This window comes from Janthinobacterium sp. SUN100 (genome assembly GCF_030397705.1).
Lineage (GTDB): Bacteria > Pseudomonadota > Gammaproteobacteria > Burkholderiales > Burkholderiaceae_D > Janthinobacterium > Janthinobacterium kumbetense.
The window spans coordinates 503,925-522,688 of record NZ_JAPUBU010000002.1; the positions used below are offsets into that span (position 1 = coordinate 503,925).

The 18,764-nt window shown below is 62.3% G+C and carries 13 protein-coding genes; 2 read left to right on the forward strand and 11 right to left on the reverse strand.

Features of this window, described 5'->3' with window-relative positions; genetic code table 11:
• Positions 1 to 131: 131 nt before the first annotated feature.
• A complete protein-coding gene (locus O0881_RS14530; protein WP_289912234.1) occupies positions 132 to 2,174 on the forward strand; it encodes a S9 family peptidase in 2,043 nt (680 codons plus the stop codon).
• Between the two features lie 82 nt (positions 2,175 to 2,256).
• Here the strand turns inward: O0881_RS14530 and O0881_RS14535 are convergent, their stop codons facing one another.
• The 8 genes from O0881_RS14535 to O0881_RS14570 all read right to left on the reverse strand — a co-directional run bounded on the left by O0881_RS14535 (position 2,257) and on the right by O0881_RS14570 (position 11,949).
• The gene (locus O0881_RS14535; protein ID WP_289911885.1) at positions 2,257 to 4,311 is read right to left on the reverse strand and encodes an esterase-like activity of phytase family protein; all 2,055 of its coding nucleotides are present in this window, start codon (positions 4,309 to 4,311) and stop codon (positions 2,257 to 2,259) included.
• A gap of 72 nt (positions 4,312 to 4,383) precedes the next feature.
• Positions 4,384 to 5,310, reverse strand: coding sequence for an AraC family transcriptional regulator (locus tag O0881_RS14540; RefSeq protein ID WP_289906559.1), 927 nt, complete (start codon positions 5,308 to 5,310; stop codon positions 4,384 to 4,386).
• Positions 5,311 to 5,365: 55 nt separating this feature from the next.
• Complete coding sequence (locus O0881_RS14545) at positions 5,366 to 6,283, reverse strand: AraC family transcriptional regulator (protein ID WP_289911887.1); 918 nt, start codon at positions 6,281 to 6,283, stop codon at positions 5,366 to 5,368.
• 16 nt (positions 6,284 to 6,299) lie between these two features.
• Positions 6,300 to 7,781 carry a mannitol dehydrogenase family protein gene (locus O0881_RS14550; RefSeq protein WP_289911888.1) on the reverse strand — a complete coding sequence of 494 codons (1,482 nt, stop codon included), beginning with the start codon at positions 7,779 to 7,781 and terminating at the stop codon, positions 6,300 to 6,302.
• Positions 7,781 to 8,830 carry an ABC transporter ATP-binding protein gene (locus tag O0881_RS14555; protein WP_099664782.1) on the reverse strand — a complete coding sequence of 350 codons (1,050 nt, stop codon included), beginning with the start codon at positions 8,828 to 8,830 and terminating at the stop codon, positions 7,781 to 7,783. Before O0881_RS14555 ends, O0881_RS14550 begins: the two co-directional genes overlap by 1 nt.
• A gap of 23 nt (positions 8,831 to 8,853) precedes the next feature.
• Positions 8,854 to 9,672, reverse strand: a complete 819-nt coding sequence (locus O0881_RS14560) for a carbohydrate ABC transporter permease (RefSeq protein WP_034777945.1) — start codon at positions 9,670 to 9,672, stop codon at positions 8,854 to 8,856.
• A 10-nt stretch (positions 9,673 to 9,682) separates the two neighbouring features.
• Positions 9,683 to 10,543 (reverse strand): sugar ABC transporter permease, encoded by an 861-nt coding sequence (locus O0881_RS14565; RefSeq protein WP_289911890.1) that lies wholly within the window; start codon positions 10,541 to 10,543, stop codon positions 9,683 to 9,685.
• Between the two features lie 101 nt (positions 10,544 to 10,644).
• Positions 10,645 to 11,949, reverse strand: a complete 1,305-nt coding sequence (locus tag O0881_RS14570) for a sugar ABC transporter substrate-binding protein (protein ID WP_099664784.1) — start codon at positions 11,947 to 11,949, stop codon at positions 10,645 to 10,647.
• A 310-nt stretch (positions 11,950 to 12,259) separates the two neighbouring features.
• On the opposite strand from O0881_RS14570, the gene O0881_RS14575 reads away from it, so the two are divergent.
• A complete protein-coding gene (locus O0881_RS14575) occupies positions 12,260 to 13,528 on the forward strand; it encodes a carbohydrate porin (protein ID WP_289911891.1) in 1,269 nt (422 codons plus the stop codon).
• Positions 13,529 to 13,607: 79 nt separating this feature from the next.
• Here O0881_RS14575 and O0881_RS14580 read toward each other — a convergent pair whose 3' ends face one another.
• The 3 genes from O0881_RS14580 to O0881_RS14590 form a co-directional block, all read right to left on the reverse strand.
• Positions 13,608 to 15,974 (reverse strand): glycosyl hydrolase family 18 protein, encoded by a 2,367-nt coding sequence (locus O0881_RS14580; protein WP_289911892.1) that lies wholly within the window; start codon positions 15,972 to 15,974, stop codon positions 13,608 to 13,610.
• A gap of 112 nt (positions 15,975 to 16,086) precedes the next feature.
• Entirely contained in the window at positions 16,087 to 17,550 is a 1,464-nt protein-coding gene (locus O0881_RS14585; protein ID WP_289911893.1) for a glycoside hydrolase family 19 protein, read from the reverse strand.
• A 288-nt stretch (positions 17,551 to 17,838) separates the two neighbouring features.
• Positions 17,839 to 18,681, reverse strand: a complete 843-nt coding sequence (locus O0881_RS14590; RefSeq protein WP_289911894.1) for a sulfotransferase — start codon at positions 18,679 to 18,681, stop codon at positions 17,839 to 17,841.
• Between the last annotated feature and the right edge of the window lie 83 nt (positions 18,682 to 18,764).

Sequence of the window (18,764 nt, forward strand, 5' to 3'; positions counted from 1 at the left end):
CTTTATTGCTATGATGTCGGGCTGCCGGCGGTACAGCCGGCCACATCAATACCATATCGATAACGTCGTCATAAAAATCGGGAGTTTGAATGAGTTTACGTCTGCTGCTCTTGGGAGCATTCAGTGCCGCCATGGCCACCACCGCCGCCGTGCCGGCTCTGGCTGCGCCGCGCGGTTTCACCGTGGAAGACATGGTTGCCATGGAGCGCGTGGGTAGCCCCGTGCTGTCGCCGGACGCCACGCGCGTCGTCTACACGGTGCGCACCACCAACCTGGACAAGAACCGCGGCAACACGCAGCTGTGGATGATCGACCTGCGCGCGCCGAACGCGGCGCCACGCCAGCTCACGCGCGGCGAAGCGAGCGCCAGCGACCCGCAATGGTCGCCGAACGGCGACGCCATCTACTTCCTGTCCGGCCGTTCCGGCTCCTCGCAAGTGTGGCAGCTGCCCCTGAACGGCGGCGAAGCGGCCAAGGTCACCGACCTGCCGCTGGACGTCGACACCTACCGCCTGTCGCCGCAGGGCGACCGCCTGGCCTTCAGCATGGGCGTCTTCCTCGATTGCGCGGACCTCGCCTGCACGAAGAAGCGCCTCGATGACAAAGCGAAAAACAAGGCCAGCGGCATGGTCTACGACCAGATGTTCGTGCGCCACTGGGATACCTGGGCCGATGGCCGCCGCAACGCGCTGTACTCGGCGCCCATCGACGCCACGGGCAAGGTCAGCGCCGCGCCCGTGAGCCTGAGCGGCACCCTCGACGGCGACGCGCCCTCGAAACCGTTCGGCGACAATGGCGAATACCACTTCAGCCCGGACGGCAAGACGGTGGCCTTCTCCGTGCGCGTGGCCGGCCGCACGGAATCGTGGTCGACCAACTTCGACGTCTACACGATTCCTGCCGCCGGCGGCCAGGCGCCACGCAACCTCACGGCCGACAATCCGGCCTGGGATGCGAAAGCCACCTGGTCGCCCGATGGCCGCACCCTGGCCTATGTCGCCATGACCAAGCCGGGCTTCGAAGCGGACCGTTTTCATCTGGTGCTGATGGATGTCGCCACCGGCAAGAAGCGTACCGTGGCCGATGACTGGGACCGTTCCGTGGCCGACTTCCGCTGGACGCCGGACAGCAAGGCTTTCCTCGTCGCCGCCGATGACGTGGGCCAGCACCGCTTGTTCCACATCGACGCGGCCAGCGGCAAGGTCGCTGCGCTGACGGGCAAGGGCGCCGTGGGCGACTTCGACGTGCGCGGCAATACCATCGTGCTGGCGCAAGCCAACCTGGCCTCGGGCGCGCAGCTGTACACGCGCAAGCTCGATGCGAAGTCGGAAAACGCGCCGATGGTGCAGCTGACGAAGCAGAATGCGGCGGCACTGGCCGACGTGCATTTCGGCGAATATGAACAGTTCTCGTTCGCGGGCGCGAATGGCGAAACCGTCTACGGCCACGTCATGAAGCCGTGGAACGCCAAGGCCGGCGAAAAGTATCCGGTTGCCTTTTTGGTGCACGGCGGCCCGCAAGGCAGCTTTGGCAACAGCTGGAGCTACCGCTGGAACCCGCAAGTGTATGCGGGCGCCGGCTATGCCACCGTCTTCATCGACTTCCACGGTTCGACCGGTTATGGCCAGAAATTCACGGATTCCATCAGCGGCGACTGGGGCGGCAAGCCGCTGGTCGACTTGCAGAAGGGCCTGGAAGCGGCCACCAAGAAGTTCCCATGGCTGGACCGCGAGCGCAGCTGCGCGCTGGGCGCGTCCTACGGCGGCTACATGATGAACTGGATCGCCGGTAACTGGCCGGACGGCTTCAAGTGCCTGGTCAACCACGACGGCGTGTTCGACAACCGCGGCATGGCTTACGCGACGGAAGAACTGTGGTTCACCGAGTGGGAAAACGGCGGCCCGTACTACGACGCGCCGGCCAAGCACGAACAGTTCAACCCCGTCAACTTCGTGAAGAACTGGAAGACGCCGATGCTGGTGGTACAGGGCGACCTGGATTTCCGCATCCCTACCGCGCAAGGCCTGGGCACCTTCACGGCGCTGCAGCGCCAGGGCATCCCGAGCAAGCTGCTGGTCTTCCCGGACGAGAACCACTGGGTGCTGAAGCCGGCCAATTCGCTGCTGTGGCATCACACGGTGCTCGATTGGCTCAACACCTACACTAAAAAGTAAGCCTGTTCCAGCGTAAAAAAGCCGCACAGTTTGCACTGTGCGGCTTTTTTTCATCCATCAATTAAGCCAAATCAATACGCCATCAATATGAATTGAGCGCCTTGGCGAACTTCACGATCCACAAGCGGCTAGGACGCTCGCGGTCGTCGCCGCGCGCCACGCGGATGGTGTTGGCGGCGTTGCAGCCGGCGGCGCTGCTCGTGACGATGGTGCCGTTGGCGTCGACCGTGCACTTCGTGACGTCGGCGCCATCGACTTCCACGCCATTCGCGTCAAAGATCTTCGTCTTCAGGCCGAAGTCATTGTCGTTGGCCAGCGCGATGGTGGAGTCGTCAATCAGGGTCAGGCCTTCCGCCTTTTCCGCCGCCCAGCCGATGGCGTTCAAGTCCAGCAGCAGGGTTTTCTTCAGCGGCGTGACGGCGGCCCAGTCGGCGCCGTTGACGCCAGCGCCGCCCATGCTGCTCTTCTCCAGGTCGGACGTCGTCGCATTGAAGGCGGCGGAGGAAATGTCCGTGGCGCCCTTCAATTCGACCAGCATCAGCTTGTTGAAGACCTTGCCCGACGGCGCGGCGCCCTGCTCGATGACGAGGAACTTGCCGCCGCCCAGCGCCACCATGTCGCCCAGCTTGGCATTGCCCGTGCGGCCATCCTGGTAGTCGGCCGCATTGAGCGGATACGCATACATCTTGCCGCTGGTGCCCGTCACCGGGTCGAATTCGATCCAGCGCGTGAAGCGGGCGAAGCGCTCCACCTGCTCCGCCTTCTTCGTCACCGAATACATGGCCGTGCCGTCGCTCAAGGGGCTTTGCAGGAAGGCGTACAGCTTGTCGTTGCTCGTGTCGAGGGTCATGCCTTCCATGCCGCGGTTCGCGCGGCGCTTGGCGAACAGCGCCGGCAAGCCCTTGCCCGGCTCGTACTTGGCCTGGATGATGCCCGTGGCCGCATCGATCTTGATGATGAACGGGCCGTATTCGTCCGATACCCACAGCGCATTGCGCTTCGCATCGACGACGATGGCTTCCGAATCGAGGCCGCCCGCGTTGAAGACGGCCTTGCCGGCGGCATCGAACTTCATCGCATCCATGACGGGAATCTCGGCCGAATTGCCGACCGCGCCCACGGGCACGGGCAAGCCCGAGCTGTTGACGGCGGCCGACACCTTGATCGGCGTGCTCGATGCCAGCACGGCGCCGGTCTTGCCCACCGTGATCACGCCAAACGACGGAGTAAAACTGGGCGACGGGAAGATCTTGCTGCCGATGGTGCCCTTGCCCGAGGGATCGGGTACCAGCGGGCCGTCGCCGTTCGGGCCGCGGTCCGTCAAGCCATAGAATTCCAGGTCGCCGGCCGCATTCTTGCCCTTGTAGGCCAGGCCCGAGCCGTACGACGGCAGGAAGCCGTTCGGGAATTCGCCCTTGATCTTCGCGTTCGCGCCTTCGTACGGCACGTAGAATTTGTCGGCCGCCTGGATCTGGTAGCGCGTCACGGTCACTTTCACTTCGCCCAACGGATTGGCTTGCGTCAGCGCCTCGTTGACGGGCGCGCCCGCTTTCGAAGCCAAAGTGTCTTCGAAATGCTCGCGCACGAGGGCGCGGCGCTCCGCATCGACCGTGCGGCCGGCGAATTTCGCGCCCACCGTTGCCAGATGCGCGGCCAGGGCCGTGTTGAAAGCTGCCGGGGCGGCGGCGAAATCCAGGGTCTTGCCGGCCAGCGCAGCCTTCACTTCGGCCGTCAGCCTGATGCCGTTCGACGGATCGCTGTCATCGTCCAGCAATTGCAGCGCCAGCAGGCGGTTGACGACCTTGTCGTCCGCCACATTCGTGCTGGCGGCCAGCGCCAGCGGCGTGACGACGGCGCCGCACGGCGCCGAGCCCAGGGCCAGGCCGCCCACGCTGAAGGCGACCGTCTCGCCCGGATTGCAAACGAATTCGCCCTTGGCATTGGTGCTGGCCTTGGCCGCGCTGCCCGCCACGTAATCGAGTCCTTCCACCGCGCCATCGAGGAACACGCCCGTCTGCGCCACAGGCTTGGAAGGCTCCGCCGGCGGATTGTCGCTGCCGCCGCACGCGGCCAGGGCCAGGCCGGCGGCGATGGCCAACAGGGTCAGTTTCGGGATAGGCGTTACGGCAGTATTCATGCATTCCTCGGCTAAGGTGGGTGGAGTAGCCGTGGAGCATAACTAATCAAAGTGACAAGGCAATGACAGCGGCTAGGCCTGTGGCATATCCGCCACGGGCCCGCCGATGCCGCCAAAACGGCCATCGGCCTGACGCCGGAATTCCTTCGGCGTGACGCCCTTCACCTGCAGGAAGCGGCGGTTGAAATTGGCCACGTTCTGGAAACCCACGTCGTAGCAGACGTTCGACACATACTGGTCCGTATCCATCAGCAGTTGGCACGCCTTGTTGATGCGCAGCCGGCTGATGAAATCCGTAAAACTGTTACCCGTCGCCTTGCGGAAGAAGCGCGAGAATTTACTCAGCGACATGCCCACCTGCTCGGCCAGCATTTCCGCCGAAATCGGCTCGCGGTAATTGTCCGTGATGTAGTTGAGGACGGAATTGACCTTGGCCAGGGTGGCATCGTCGTCGTACGAACGCAGGGAGGCGCTCGACAGCAAGCGGTAATTGGCCGTGCGCGCCAGTTTGCTCATCAGTTGCACGAATTCGGCGAAGCGCTCGGCGCCATGCGTGACGCGGATGCGCGCCAGGTGCCGCTCCGCTTCCGCGCCCATGTCGAAAAACTCCACGCCATAGCTGGAGCGCTCCAGCAGCGGCAACAACTCGCGCAATTCGGGAATGACGCGCGCGGCGCCCGCCAGCGGCGTGTGGGCGAATTGCACGATCATGTCGCGCAGGGCCACGCCGCCTTCCGGCATCACGTTGGAAATCCAGTTGTGCGGCAGGCGCGGGCCCGTCAGCACCAGGTGGCCGGGCGAAAACTCGCCGATATAGTCGCCCACGAACAATCGCCCGCTGGTGGCGACGATCAGGTGCAGCTCGTACTCTTCATGGCAGTGCCAGCGCACGCGCGAGCTGGGATAGCCGTGTTCCAGGTAATTGATGATGCCGTCATAGCTTTCGCGTTCCAGTTCGGGCGCCTTGCGCTCGCTGTCCTTCTGCCACAGGTGTTCCATGCTCGTCTCTCCCAGGCTGTCCCCGCCTGTGCCATCCAATGTACCTCAAAAAGCCTCACTCGCCAAAACGGCCCAGCGCCTGCTGGCGAAACTCCTTCGGCGTCATGCCCTTCAATTCCAGGAAGCGCCGGTTGAAATTGGCCACGTTGTTGAATCCCGCCTCGTAGCAGATGTTGCTGACATAGCGCTCCGTCTCCATCAGCAGCTGGCACGCCTTGTTGATGCGCAGGCGGTTGACGAAGTCCGTGAAGCTGTTGCCCGTGGCGTGGCGGAAGAAGCGCGAAAACGTCCGCTCGGGCATGTCCACCTGCTCGGCCAGCTGTTTCAGCGAAAACTGGCTGCTGTAATTGTGCACGATGAAGTTGATGGCGGAGCTGATGCGCGCCAGGGCCACGTCGTCGTCGCTCGACTGCATCGGCACCGTCGACAGCAGCTGGTAATCGCTGGTCTGCGCCAGTTCGCCCAGCAGGCTCAAAAATTCGATCAGGCGCGGCAAGCCGCTGCTGTCGCGGATGCGCCGGAAGCGCCGCAGCGACTGTTCGCTGACGCCAAAGAATTCCACGCCGTGCAGGGCGCGCTGCAGCAGCGGGAAAATATCCTTCAACTCGGGAATGGCGGCGGCCATCGACGCCAGCGGCGCGTGCGAAAACTGGATCACCATGTCGCGCAAGGCCACGCCTTCGGGCGGCGTGCCGAGCGACACCCAGTTGTGCGGCACGCGCGGCCCCGTCAGCACCAGGTGGCCGGGCGCGAACTGGCCGATGTAGTCGCCGACAAACACCTTGCCGCTGCTCTCGACGATCAGGTGCAGCTCATACTCGTCGTGGTAATGCCAGCGCACCAGCGAATTCGGAAAGCCGTGCTCCAGGTAGCGGATGAAGCCGAAACTGCCTTTCGGCTCGAAGCCGGGCGTCGCGTCGCGCTGCTGTTCCAGCTCCATCTGCGGTTGCGGATATTCGGCCTTGCGTTGCATGGCGCGCCCTCCCCCGTCAGGCGACGATCTGTTCCAGCGCCGCGCGCGCGCCCAACCCATACAGGCTGGCCAGCGACTGCCCCACCGCCAGCGTGAAGGCGGGTGTGTCGCTCAACTCGCCGAATAGCTCGCGCAGCGACAGCAAGGCCTTCGCGTCCGCCCCGCCCTGCAGCGCCAGCGCGCGCAGGCGCGCCGCATACGGATCGTTCAAGGGCATCTCGCGCCCCTGCTCGTCGTGGCCTTCCAGGTAGCGGAACCAGCACGCCACGGTAAACGCCAGCAGCGTGATGGCGCCGTCACGGGCCAGTGCTTCGCGCACGGATGGCAGCACGAATTTCGGGATACGCGCCGAGCCTTCCGTGCCGATGCGCGCCAGCTGGTCGCGCACGGCCGGATTCGAGAAGCGCTCGATCAGCGTATCTTTGTAGCTGTCCAAGTCTATGCCTTCCACTTCGCCGAGCAAGGGCGTGACCTCGTCATCCATCATGCGGCGCACGAGCGCGCGGATGCCAGGATCACCCATCGCTTCATGCGCAAACGTGTAACCGAGCTGCATGCCAATGTAGCACAGGGCCTGGTGGCTGGCATTGAGCAAGCGCAGCTTCATCTTTTCGTACGGCAGCACGTCGTGCGTCATCTGCGCGCCCACCTGTTCCCAGGCGGGACGGCCCTGCGGGAATTCGTCTTCGATGACCCACTGGCGGAACGGCTCGCAGACGACGGGCCAGGCGTCGACGATGCCGAAGGTCTCGCGCACCAGCGCCCGGTGTTCGTCCGTGGTGGCCGGCGTGATGCGGTCGACCATGCTGTTGGGGAAGCTGCCATGCGTGGCCAGCCAGCGCGCCAGCTCCACGTCGCGCAGGGCGACAAAGGCCAGCAGCATCTTGCGCGTCACGTCGCCATTGTTTTGCAGGTTATCGCAGGACATGATGGTAAACGGTGCCAGGCCACGCTGGTGGCGCAGGGCCAGCGCCGCGGCCAGGTAGCCGAACGAGCAGCGCGGCGCCTCCGGGTGCGCCAGTTCGTACGCAATGTCGGCATGACCGGCGTCAAACTCGCCCGTGCCCTGGTTCACGTAATAACCGCCTTCCGTGATGGTCAGCGCGACGATGCGCGTGCCGGGGTCGGCCAGCTTATCCAGCACGGCTTGCGGCTCGTCGGGCGCATACAGGTATTCGGCGATGCTGCCGATGATGCGCGCGCTATCGCCGGCCGCGCTGCGCTCGACCACCGTGTACAAGCCATCCTGCGCCTGCATGGCGTCGCGCATGGCCGCGTCATGCGCCAGCAAGCCCACGCCGCAATAGCCCCACTGCGCATGCTCCTGGCCTTGGAGCGCCAGCAAGTCGTCGAGGTACACGGCCTGGTGGGCGCGAAAAAAACCGCCCACGCCGATATGCACGATGCTGGGCACGAGCGCGCCGCGCGCATACGCTGGCACGGCCACGGTCCCTGGCAGCGTTGCCAGGTTTGCCTGGTTCAAGGCGATGGCGTCCATTACAGCGCTCCTTTCGCTGCCGCGTAGGTCTTGCCGGCGCGGTCGAAATAATGCACGAAGCCCGGCTCGAACGTCAGGTGCGTCTGCTGGCCCGGCTGCAGGCTGCTGCGCTCCGCGCCGCGCGACACCACCTGCACATTGTTCGGCAGGCGCACATAGGTCAGGGTTTCCACGCCCAGCGATTCGACCAGGTCGACGGTGACGGGCACGCTGCCCGGCTGCGCCGCCCCCAGGTGCACGTGCTCGGGACGGATGCCGACAAAGCCGTCGGCCTGCGCCGCGCTGCCCGCCTGCGCCAGCAGCTGCGGCGCCGCGTCGGCCGGCACCACGTTCATGCTGGGCGTGCCGATGAATTGCGCGACAAAGCGGTTGGCGGGACGGTCATACAGTTCCAGGGGCGAGCCATGCTGCTCGATCTGCCCGTCGCGCAGCACCACCACGCGGTCGGCCAGGGTCATCGCCTCGACCTGGTCGTGCGTGACGTAGATGGTGGTGGCGCCCAGCTCGCGGTGCAGCTTGGCGATCTCGATGCGCGTCTGCACGCGCAGGGCCGCATCGAGGTTGGACAGCGGTTCATCGAACAAGAACACTTTCGGGTCGCGCACGATGGCGCGGCCGATGGCCACGCGCTGGCGCTGCCCGCCCGACAGTTCCTTCGGCGTGCGCTCCAGGTACTTCCCCAGGTCGAGGATGGCGGCCGCCTTGTCGACTTTTTCGCGGATGATGGCCGGATCGACGCCGGCCAGCTTCAGCGCGAACGACATGTTCTGGAACACCGTCATGTGCGGGTACAGCGCATACGACTGAAACACCATCGCCAGGTCGCGCTTGGACGATGGCAGGGCCGTGATGTCGCGCCCATCGAGCGACAGCTTGCCGCCGTCGATCGGTTCGAGGCCAGCGATCAGGCGCAGCAGGGTTGATTTACCGCAACCCGACGGTCCCACGAAGACGACGAACTCGCCCTGCCGGATCTCCAGGTCGATGCCCTTGATGGCGCGGTGCTCGCCAAAGAATTTCTCGATATTGCTCAGTTGAAGGTAAGCCATGATGTGTGTCTCTATTCTGTAGTTTATTTGACTGCGCCAAAGGTCATACCCTGGACTAACTGCTTCTGGCAGAACCAGCCCAGCGCCATGATGGGCGCGATGGCCATCAGGGAAGCGGCCGACAATTTCGCCCAGAACAAGCCTTCCGGGCTGGAATATGAAGCGATGAGCCAGGCCAGGGTGCCCGCGTTGGACGCGCCCAGGTTCAGCGACCAGAACGATTCATTCCACGACCACACCATGCACACGAGCGCCGTGGAAGCGATGCCGCCCACGGACAGGGGCAGCACGACGTGGCGGAATTCGTCCCACACGGTGGCGCCATCCATGCGCGACGCTTCCAGGATTTCGCGCGGCAACTCCTTCATGCTCGTGTACAGCAGCCAGATCATGATGGGCAAATTCATCAGCATGAACATGATGGTCAGGCCGATGCGCGTGTCGAGCAGGCCGAAGTACTGGTAGCAGATGTAGATCGGCATCAAGGCGCCCACGCCAGGCATGTAGCGCGAGCTGAGCATGAATTTCAGCAAGCCGATGGTGCCGCCCGTGGGAAAGAAGGCCATCGAATACGCGGCAGGGATGGCGATCAAGAGGCCGATGGCCGTCGACAGCACGCTGGTAAACAGCGAGTTCCACGCGTAGCCGAAGTAATTGTCGCGCGCCAGCACTTCGCGGAAACTGTCGAGCGTGGGCGTGAAAAACAGTAGCGGCGGCGTGGAAATGGCTTGCCCTTCCGTCTTGAAGGCCATCAGGCCCAGCCAGAAGATGGGGAAGAACAGCAGCAGCGCGAACAGCCAGGCGGCAGCCGTGCGGCCATATAAGTTAAGTTTGCTATGCATCAAGGTCTCCTTATTTCGACAGATTCTTGCCGATGACGCGCATCAGGAAGAAGGCGGCGATGTTGGCGATGAGCACGGCGAACAGGGCGCCGGCCGAGGCCGCTCCCACGTCATAGGACAGCAGTGCCTGCTGGTAAATCATGAAAGTGATGGTGGTCGTGTCGAAGCCGGGACCGCCGCCCGTGGTGGTAAAGATTTCCGCAAAGATCGACAGCAAGAAGATCATTTCGATCATCAGCACCACCGAGACGGCGCGTCCCAGGTGGGGAATGTAGAGGTGGCGCAACTGCTGCAGATACGTGGCGCCATCCATGCGGGCCGCTTCCAGCTGCTCGCGGTCCATCGATTGCAGGGCCGTCATGAAGATCAGGCAGGCAAACGGCAGCCATTGCCACGAAACCATCATGATGATGGAAAACAGGGGGTGGGCCGACAGCCAGTCGACGGGCGTGGCGCCAAAAAACAGACTGATCTGCGCGAACAAGCCGTAGATCGGGTTGAGCAGCATGTTCTTCCACATCAGGGCATTCACGGCCGGCATGACGAGGAACGGCGAAATCAAGAGCACGCGCACGACGGCGCGCCCCGGAAACGCTTCATTGATCAGCAAGCCCAGCGCCGTGCCCAGCACCACCGTGATCAGCATGACGGAAAACAGCAGGGTAAACGTGTTCTGCAGGGCCGGCAGGAACGAGGCATCCGTAAAGAAAAAGTGGAAATTGGCCAGGCCATGGAAAGGATGGCCGCTGGGATCGAGCATGGAATAACGCACGAACGAGTAATACAGGGTGATCAGCAGCGGGATCACGGAAATGACGGAGACGGCGACCACGGCCGGCGTCAGCAAAGTTCGGGGGATAATGCGTTTCATAGGATACTCTTGGGACGTGAGGGAGTGACGGCCCGCTGAACAGCAAGGCCGATCACATCACCTGTTGACAAAGCAAATGGCACAGCAAGACCGGAGACGTCTTATTTGTAGTACCCGCCTTTACGCATTTCTCTTTCAGCCGTCTGCTGCGACAATTCCAGCGCCTGGTCCACCGTCACCTTGCCCAGCAGCGCCGCCGCCATCTGCTGACCGGCCGCCACGCCGATCACCTGGAATTCGGGAATCGACGCAAATTGCACGCCCACGTACGGCGACGGCGGCAAGGTGCTTTGCACGGCGCGCGTGGTGGCCAGGGCCTTGCCTTCGGCGGCGGCAAATTTCGCCACTTTCTGGAATTCGGGGCTCGCATACGTCGACTTGCGCGTGCCCGTCGGCACGTTGGCCCAGCTCGTTTCCTTGGCAACCAGTTTCACGTAGTCGGGCGAGGTGGCCCAGTTGATGAAGCGCTGCGCCTCATTCGGGTGCTTCGAGCTGGACGGGATGGCAAGCGACCAGATCCACAGCCAGTTGGCGCCCCGCTCCGTCACGCCGACGGGCGACTGGGCGAACGCTACCTTGTCGGCCACCTTGCTTTGCTTGGGGTCGGTGATGAAGGAAGCGGCGATGGTCGCGTCGATCCAGATGCCGCACTTGCCCTGGTTAAACAGCGCCAGGTTTTCATTGAAGCTGTTGGCTGCCGCGCCCGGCGGGCCGTATTTCTTCATCAGGTCGACATACATGTTGACCGCGTCTTTCCACGGCTTGCTGGTAAATTGCGGCTTCCATTGCATGTCGAACAACTGGCCGCCATAGGAATTGGCCATGGTGGTGATCAGCGCCATGTTGTCGCCCCAACCCGGCTTGCCGCGCAGGCAGATGCCGTACACGCCGTTGGCCGGATCGTGCAGCTTGGCCGCCACGTCGCGCAACTGGTTCCAGGAAGGACGGTCCTCGATCGTCACGCCGGCTTTTTTCACCAGGTCGCTGCGGTACATGATCATCGAGCTTTCGCCATAGAACGGCGACGCATACAGCTTGCCGTCGCCGGACAGGCCTTCGCGTATGGCGGGCAGCAAGTCGTCGATATCGTATTTGGCGTCCGGCTTGATGGGGATCAACCAGTTTTTCTTGCCCCAGATGGGCGTTTCATACAGGCCGATGGTCATCACGTCGAACTGGCCGCCCTTGGTGGCGATATCGGTGGTCATGCGCTGGCGCAAGACGCCCTCTTCCAGGGTCACCCATTTGAGCTTGATGTCGGGATTGGCTTGCTCGAAGAACTTGCTGAGCTTTTGCATTTCGATCATGTGGCCATTGTTGACGGTGGCGATGACGAGGTCGGTTGCGGCGAAGGCGGACGAACTGAGGAAGCCGGCGCACAGCGCGGCAATGGCGGAACGTTTCATTGTGTGTCTCCAGTGTTTTTTGTCGTTGGCAATGCTCAGGTACTTAGCACCACGACCACAATGTAGCACCAGACTTTGATACTTTCTGATACTCCAAAACCGCAATTCGATACTCCTTTGCAAGCCCACTATGCGCAAGAGTATCGACATTGGATAAAAACAACACTTTGAAAGAAAGTATCGTCACTTGTTCGTTTTGTATCAGGGTGGTTAAAAAAGCGCTGCTAGACTTGGTTTTCGGCATTAGACCGTGTGCGGTGACAGCCTTCCGGGGCGCCACCGCTACCACCTACATTTTTCTGGAGACCGCATGAACCGCACTGCCTTGAAAACCTTGCCTGCCCTGCTCCTCGCCATCGCCAGCGCTTCCGCCATGGCCGACCCGATGTACCCATCCGACTCCGAAGGCTTCCACGGCTACCTGCGCGCCGGCGCTGGCAGCAATACGTCGGGCGACGGCGGTTCGCAAGGCTGCTTCGGCCTGGGTGGCAATACCATGAAATACCGTCTGGGCAATGAGTGCGACGCCTACACGGAATTCGGCTACACCAAGTCCGTCGCCAAGTCCGGCGGCGTGAACTACCTGGCCACCATCTGGGTCAACGCCTACGCGCCAAACTCGGATTTCGGCGACAACAAGCTGGGCATCGTCAAGGCCTACGTCGAAGCGCAGGGACTCGATTTCCTGAACGGCGGCACGGCCTGGATCGGTAAACGCTTCTACTACCGTCCTGACATCCACATGTTGGACTTGCAATACATCAATATGAACGGCACGGGCGCCGGCCTGGACCGCATTCCCGCTGGCCCGGGTAAATTCTCGTATGCTTTCTTCAAGGACAACGACGTCAAGGTCGCGTTGCCGAACGGCGGCGTCAACACCAAATCGGCCGTGCGTCAGAACTTCATCTTTGGCGAGATTCCCGTCAATGAAAACGGCACCCTGGACCTGGCCGCGACCTACATCATCGGCGAAGGCAAGGATGACGTCGCCACTGGCAAGCGCAATAATGGCTGGCAGCTGTCGGCCTTCCACCGTCAAAGTAAAGTGTTTGGCGGCGGCAATACCTTCGGCGTGCAGTACGGCGTCGGTCCCGGCACCGGCCAGGGTGCGCAGTTCGGCGCTTCGGGCGACACCAATTTCGGTTCGGACGTGAAACGCACACGTATCTTCAATGACATGGCGATCCAGCCAATGGCCAACTTCGGCATGGAATTCGTCGCCCTGTGGCAAAAAGACGAGTCGAACGCCAAAGGCTCCTCGACCTGGACCTCGGTCGGCGTGCGTCCCGTGTACGCATTCACCGACAATTTCAAGCTGGTGGGCGAACTGGGCACGGACCGCGTGACGCAAGCGGGCGGCCTGCCGGCCAAGCGCCTGACCAAGCTGACCATCGCGCCGACGATCTCGGCCGGTCCTGGCCTGTGGTCGCGTCCTGAGCTGCGCGCTTTCGTGACCTACGGCAAATGGAACGATGCGGCCACCGCCTCGGTCAATGCGTCGAACAACGGCGGCCCGATCTACAACAACAATACCAGCGGCACCTCGTACGGCTTCCAGGTGGAAACGTGGTTCTAAGCCAGCTTAGCTAACGCCAGAAACAAAAAAGGGCGGAACCGCGGTTCCGCCCTTCTCTGTTTACACTACCGGATTCAACTTACGGCAGCGCCACCGGCAATTCCGGATACTCTTGCGTCAGTGCATACTTGGTGCCGCCCACGGTGACCGTGTAGTTGGCAGGTCCCGAGATCGGCAAGCGGTAATTCAAGGTCAGCGCCACGGAGCCGCCCGGCGCCAGCGATTGCCAGGCGGGAATCGCAAAGCGGGCCCGGTTGTAGTTCTTCGTGAAGCCGCCGATATTGTTCGGCCCCGTGTAGCCGGCATTGATCACCGTCAAGCCGAAGCCGGACTGGTCGCTCATGTCCGACGGCGCCGAGACGGGATAGTCGAACTCCACCACGGTGCCGCCCGGCAAGGTCGATGCCGTGTTGTTCTTCACCGTCATCACCGGATTGATGGGGAAGTTGTTGTCGCCCAGCTTCCAGCCGCCCAGGGTGATGCTGACATTGGCCGCCGTGCCCGGCATGGCGATTTCGGCGCGCTTGTTGCCATACGCGCCAGCCGTGCGGAAGGCCTGGTACAGCACGTCCGTCAGGGTGGTACCCATGAAATACTCGCCCTTGCCGCCGTTGCGCGTGGCATCCCAGGCATAGTCGCCCGCCATTTCCCAGATCATTACGCCGCCGATATTGTTGTTGACGATGTACTGGGCCTTGGCCGCGATCGACTGCGTGGTTTCCGTGGAAATGAATACTTTCTTGGTCGCATTCCACAGCCACGGCGCCACCATGGTGCTGCTGTAATACGGCACATACGTGCCCACCAGCGCCTTGTCCGTGACTTTATAGGCATCGAGGTAGCTCGGCACGATACCGTTCTGCAAGTTCAACGCATGCCAGATGGGGTTGCCGCCGCCTGGCGTCGGTTTGCCCTGCGAATCCAGGTCGTACCACACGTTGTCGATGCCGGTGGCGCCCGTGCCGCACGTCTTGGTGCCGGCGCAGGTGACCGTGGAACTGATCAACGGCGTCGTGCCCCACAAGCCATTCGTGCCACCCGTCACATCCTTCCAGCCCCGCGTGTAGAACGGCACGCCGATATTGATGCGCCCCGCCTGCATGGCGCCACGGTAATAGCGGTAGGCCCAGTCCGTATTCAGATAGCCGATGTTCTGGAACTGGTAGGCGTTACCGGCGCGCAACTCACCGTCGTTGCCGTCGTCAAACAGCGCCGCGTTCGGTCCCACGTACTGGTTCCACGCGCCGTGCAAGTCGTACGACATCAGGCTGGCGTAATCGAGATATTTCAATCCCGACATGTTTTCCTCGCCCCGCAAGACCCAGCCCGAGGCGGAACCGGCGATGGTCAGCAGGTAATATTTATTGTCCTGCACGGCCGCTTCGTCGAGCTTCTGGCGCAGCACCTTCAGCAGCACGTTGTAGCTCGTCATCAAGCCGGCCAGGCGCGGCTTCGAGACGGCGAAGTCGTTCGGATTGCCCGCTTCATTGTTGGTGGTCGGATGTTCGTAATCGACATCGACGCCATCGAAGAAGTTGTATTGGCGCACGAAGGCCACCATGGAATCGGCCAGGGTGTTGATGCCGGCCGTGTTGATGCTGCCGTCCGCGTTCGTCGTGGCCGTGTAAAAGCCGCCGCTGCCGGCCCAGCCGCCCACGGAAATCATCAGTTTCACGCCCGGATATTTCTTCTTGTATTGCGACAGCAAGTTGAAGTGGCCCTTGTACGGCAGCGACGGGTCCATGGCGGCGGCAGGCACGTTCGGCCACGTGAGGCCCGTATCAGGATTGGCCGCACCGCTGCCGATGGCGATTTTTGACGTGGCCGGATCGACGGAGGCAAACGCATAGTTCAAGTGGGTGATCTTATCCCACGGCAAATTGTTCACCAGGTAAGTCGGACTGCCATCGGCGCCCGTGCGCCAGCTGGCGAAATAGCCGACGATGCGCCGGTTCAAGCCATTGCCCAGCACTTCACGGCCATTCGCGTCGTACACCTTGCAATACGGCACATTCGGCACGGCCGAGATCAAGCCGTCCGGACGGCAAGCCGTGGGGGTTGGCGTCGGTGTCGGTGTCGGCGTTGGGGTCGGTGTCGGTGTCGGTGTCGGTGTCGGTGTCGGTGTCGGCGTTGGCGTCGGTGTCGGGGTCGGGGTCGGGGTCGGTGTCGGGGTCGGCGTTGGCGTCGGGGTATCCGTCACGGCCCATGGGCCCCACTGGTCGGTGGCGCTGGGGACATTGCCCTGCGTCCACCACTTGGCCTTGTAGGTGACGCCCTGGTACAGCACGCACTGGCCGCCCGTGTAGACGGTGGCGGCATCCCAGACGGCGCACGCTTCCGCGGCGGCCAGCAAGGTGTTGGGCGTGGCGGTCGTGCCTTCCTGGCCACCGCCGCAAGCGACGAGCACGCCACTGAGCAGGGCCATCAATAATGCATTCGATTTCATGTTGTATTGGTCTCCGTTATGGTTGTACAGGTTGTACGTTGTGAGCTGTTGCAGGCCCCTGAAGGGGCTCTTGTCAACTGTTATCCCTGGCCGGCTATTCCTGCATTTACTGCTACTGCAACTTCACATTCCAGTTGGCTTCCACGCATTTCACGTAGTTTCCGGCCAGCAAGGCGCTGTACGGGGTTTGGTAACTGACCAGCTGGCATTGGTTCTCGCCACCCGCGCTCCAGTTTTTCTCCCAATAGATGTTGTAGGAGGCGGAACTGGCCGGGGTGAAGCGCTGCATGTTGGCGCAAGACAATTGTTCGCCGGAATAATCCCAGCCCATGTCGGCGGCAAATTGCTTGTAGTAATCGATGCGGTTTTGCGCGGCCTGCTTTTCCGTGCCCTGCCCGCATTCGGCGTTGATGATCATGATGGTGGTGGCAAAGTTATTGCCCGCGCCAGCCGTCGTATCGGCCGCGTTCGGCACCCACGTGCCATCGAGCACGTGCAGCATCGACGGTTTCGGCGGTTGCGGATAAACGAAGAAGAACGTGGCCGACGCCAGGTTCAGCCACGTCGAGGCCACCAGGTCCGGATTTTTCAGCAGCACGGATTGATCGCCGTCATGCATGGCTTGCGAAAACGGTCCATAGTTGTAGTTGTACGACAGCTGCTTGGCGCCACGGCCGAAATACTTCTTGAAGCTGCCGTCGGCATTCTTGCCGCAGGTCCACACCTTGTTGAAGACGGGATCGGCGCACTCGATGTTGTAACCGCAGCCGGCGCCCGTCTCGTCGCAGCCCAGTTCGCGCAAATACTTCAAGCCCTGGCGCCATTGCGGCAGCGGGCTGCTGGCGTTATGGTCGCCCGTTTCCTGCCCGAAATGGGCGAACATGGTCGCCAGGCTGTGGCGGCAGATGGCGTCCGCATTGCGCCCGTCGCTGTAGTCGTCGCACACGGCGGGGAACTTGGCCACCGCTTGCAGGAAGCGCTGATACGTATAGCTGGCGTCGCGCGCGGCAAAATAGTAATCCCACTTCGCCGCCGGCAACAGGCGCTCGACGCGCTTGACGTTGAGGGGATTGCTGGCCAGACCGGGCTGCACGGCTTCGACGGCCGCATTGCCCAGGGTACGGATCGATGCCTTGACCTTGCGGAAGAAATCGTTATTCGTCAGCGCCGCCTCGTTCGCTTCGGCCTGGGCCTTGGTGGGAATGCCGGGCGTAGGCGTAGGCGTAGGCGTCGGTGTTGGAGTGGGCGTCGGGGTGGGAGTCGGTGTCGGGGTCGGCGTGGGAGTCGGTGTCGGCGTGGTGCTATCGAGACTCCACGGTCCCCACTGGTCGTTGTTCGGCGCCGTGCCCTGCACCCACCATTTGGCCCGGTACACCTTGCCGTCGTAGACGGCGCACTGGCCCGCCGTGTAGACGGCAGCGGCGCTCCAGGCCGCGCAACTGTCGCTGGCGGCCGTGGCGGCCAGCAGGGTCGATGGGGGTTCGGTGGTGGAATTGCCGCCGCAAGCGAGCAGCGCGCTGCCCAGCAGGCCAGCCATCAAAGGCGAGGCCAGCCGGCTAATTTGCCGTGTCTTCACAATGTCTCCTGAACGTTATACGAAAACTATCGAAGTAGCTTTTATGTTGTACGTAAAGAAAGCACAGCGAAGCGTCGGCTTTCTGCACAGAGAATGCGACGCTAAAAATTGGTAGTCAAGTGGTTTTATATAACGGTGTTTTTTACAATACCAGTGACTTCAGGCGGTCTGGCCACGCTGTGGCAGGCGAAGAATGAGGAAAGGAAAAAAAGAAGATTCTGCGAGCGGTAGCGGCAATACCGCGCAAACGATGGCGCGGCAAGTGGTATTAGCACTGCCGCGCCAGAATCAGGCCGGTTTCGGCGCCGCCTGCACTCTTTCCGGATAATACAGCTCATAAAACCAGCCGTACGCACTTTCGATTTGCGCCTGGATGCGCGGCGGAATCGCATGCTGCTTGGGCGCACTGATGGTGGCTTGCTGGCGGTGCGTGTATTTCATGCGGTAGTGGCTGTCGCTTTCCTGGATGCCGACCGCCAGCGCCTGCGGATCGATCTGGAATGGTGCCAGCCCCAGCCATGTATACAGGTGCGACATGCATTCCACTGGCCGCGCCATCAAGTCCTCGAAGCGCACGAAATACAGTTTCTGCTGCACCTCGATGGGCAGGTCCAGCACGGCATGCAGCGAACTCAATGGGGCACCGATGGTGCGGTCCTTGGCAAACAGCATGTCGGCCCGCCCCAGGCGGTCGAAGTCGGCCAGGTGATCGACGAAGTCGAGCAGGATGGTGCGCTGGTGCTGGGCCTCGATGGAGCCATAGACTTGCCCCAGTTCGCGCACGCAAACGATGATTTTCGCTTCCGGCGCCAGTTGCAGCAGCATTTCCACGCAGTGCAGCCAGGCGCGGTTCTTGTCGACCACGCCCTGCTTGCCGCAGTCCTGGTACCAGCCGCGCAAGAAACCCTGCATGGCCGTTTTCAGGTGACCGTAGCTGGTCTCGAATGTCGTATCGAGTTGCGACAGGAAGAAAGCATCGTCGCTGACCATGCGCCGCATGCCCAGCAAGGCGTTGCACAAGGGGGAACTATTGCCTTCGCAATGCAGGTCGGGATGCTGCGCCAGCAACTGGCACAGCAAGGTGGAACCGGCGCGCGGCAGGCCGGCCACGCCGATGAAATTGGATGTCATGCGATTGTACTTTCAGTTCGGCGCTGCGCTTCTGATGGAAAACAACGATGGTGCAGCAATTATATGAGCGTTGCAACGGCGCG

Excerpts from the sequence above, each read along its gene's own strand:
- O0881_RS14540 (WP_289906559.1), bottom strand. The coding sequence starts at position 5,310 with ATGGAACACCTGTGGCAGAAGGACAGCGAGCGCAAGGCGCCCGAACTG.
- O0881_RS14590 (WP_289911894.1), bottom strand. The coding sequence starts at position 18,681 with ATGACATCCAATTTCATCGGCGTGGCCGGCCTGCCGCGCGCCGGTTCC.
- O0881_RS14560 (WP_034777945.1), bottom strand. The coding sequence starts at position 9,672 with ATGCATAGCAAACTTAACTTATATGGCCGCACGGCTGCCGCCTGGCTG.
- O0881_RS14545 (WP_289911887.1), bottom strand. The coding sequence starts at position 6,283 with ATGCAACGCAAGGCCGAATATCCGCAACCGCAGATGGAGCTGGAACAG.
- O0881_RS14565 (WP_289911890.1), bottom strand. The coding sequence starts at position 10,543 with ATGAAACGCATTATCCCCCGAACTTTGCTGACGCCGGCCGTGGTCGCC.
- O0881_RS14535 (WP_289911885.1), bottom strand. The coding sequence starts at position 4,311 with ATGAATACTGCCGTAACGCCTATCCCGAAACTGACCCTGTTGGCCATC.
- O0881_RS14570 (WP_099664784.1), bottom strand. The coding sequence starts at position 11,949 with ATGAAACGTTCCGCCATTGCCGCGCTGTGCGCCGGCTTCCTCAGTTCG.
- O0881_RS14550 (WP_289911888.1), bottom strand. The coding sequence starts at position 7,781 with ATGGACGCCATCGCCTTGAACCAGGCAAACCTGGCAACGCTGCCAGGG.
- O0881_RS14555 (WP_099664782.1), bottom strand. The coding sequence starts at position 8,830 with ATGGCTTACCTTCAACTGAGCAATATCGAGAAATTCTTTGGCGAGCAC.
- O0881_RS14580 (WP_289911892.1), bottom strand. The coding sequence starts at position 15,974 with ATGAAATCGAATGCATTATTGATGGCCCTGCTCAGTGGCGTGCTCGTC.
- O0881_RS14575 (WP_289911891.1), top strand. The coding sequence starts at position 12,260 with ATGAACCGCACTGCCTTGAAAACCTTGCCTGCCCTGCTCCTCGCCATC.
- O0881_RS14530 (WP_289912234.1), top strand. The coding sequence starts at position 132 with ATGGCCACCACCGCCGCCGTGCCGGCTCTGGCTGCGCCGCGCGGTTTC.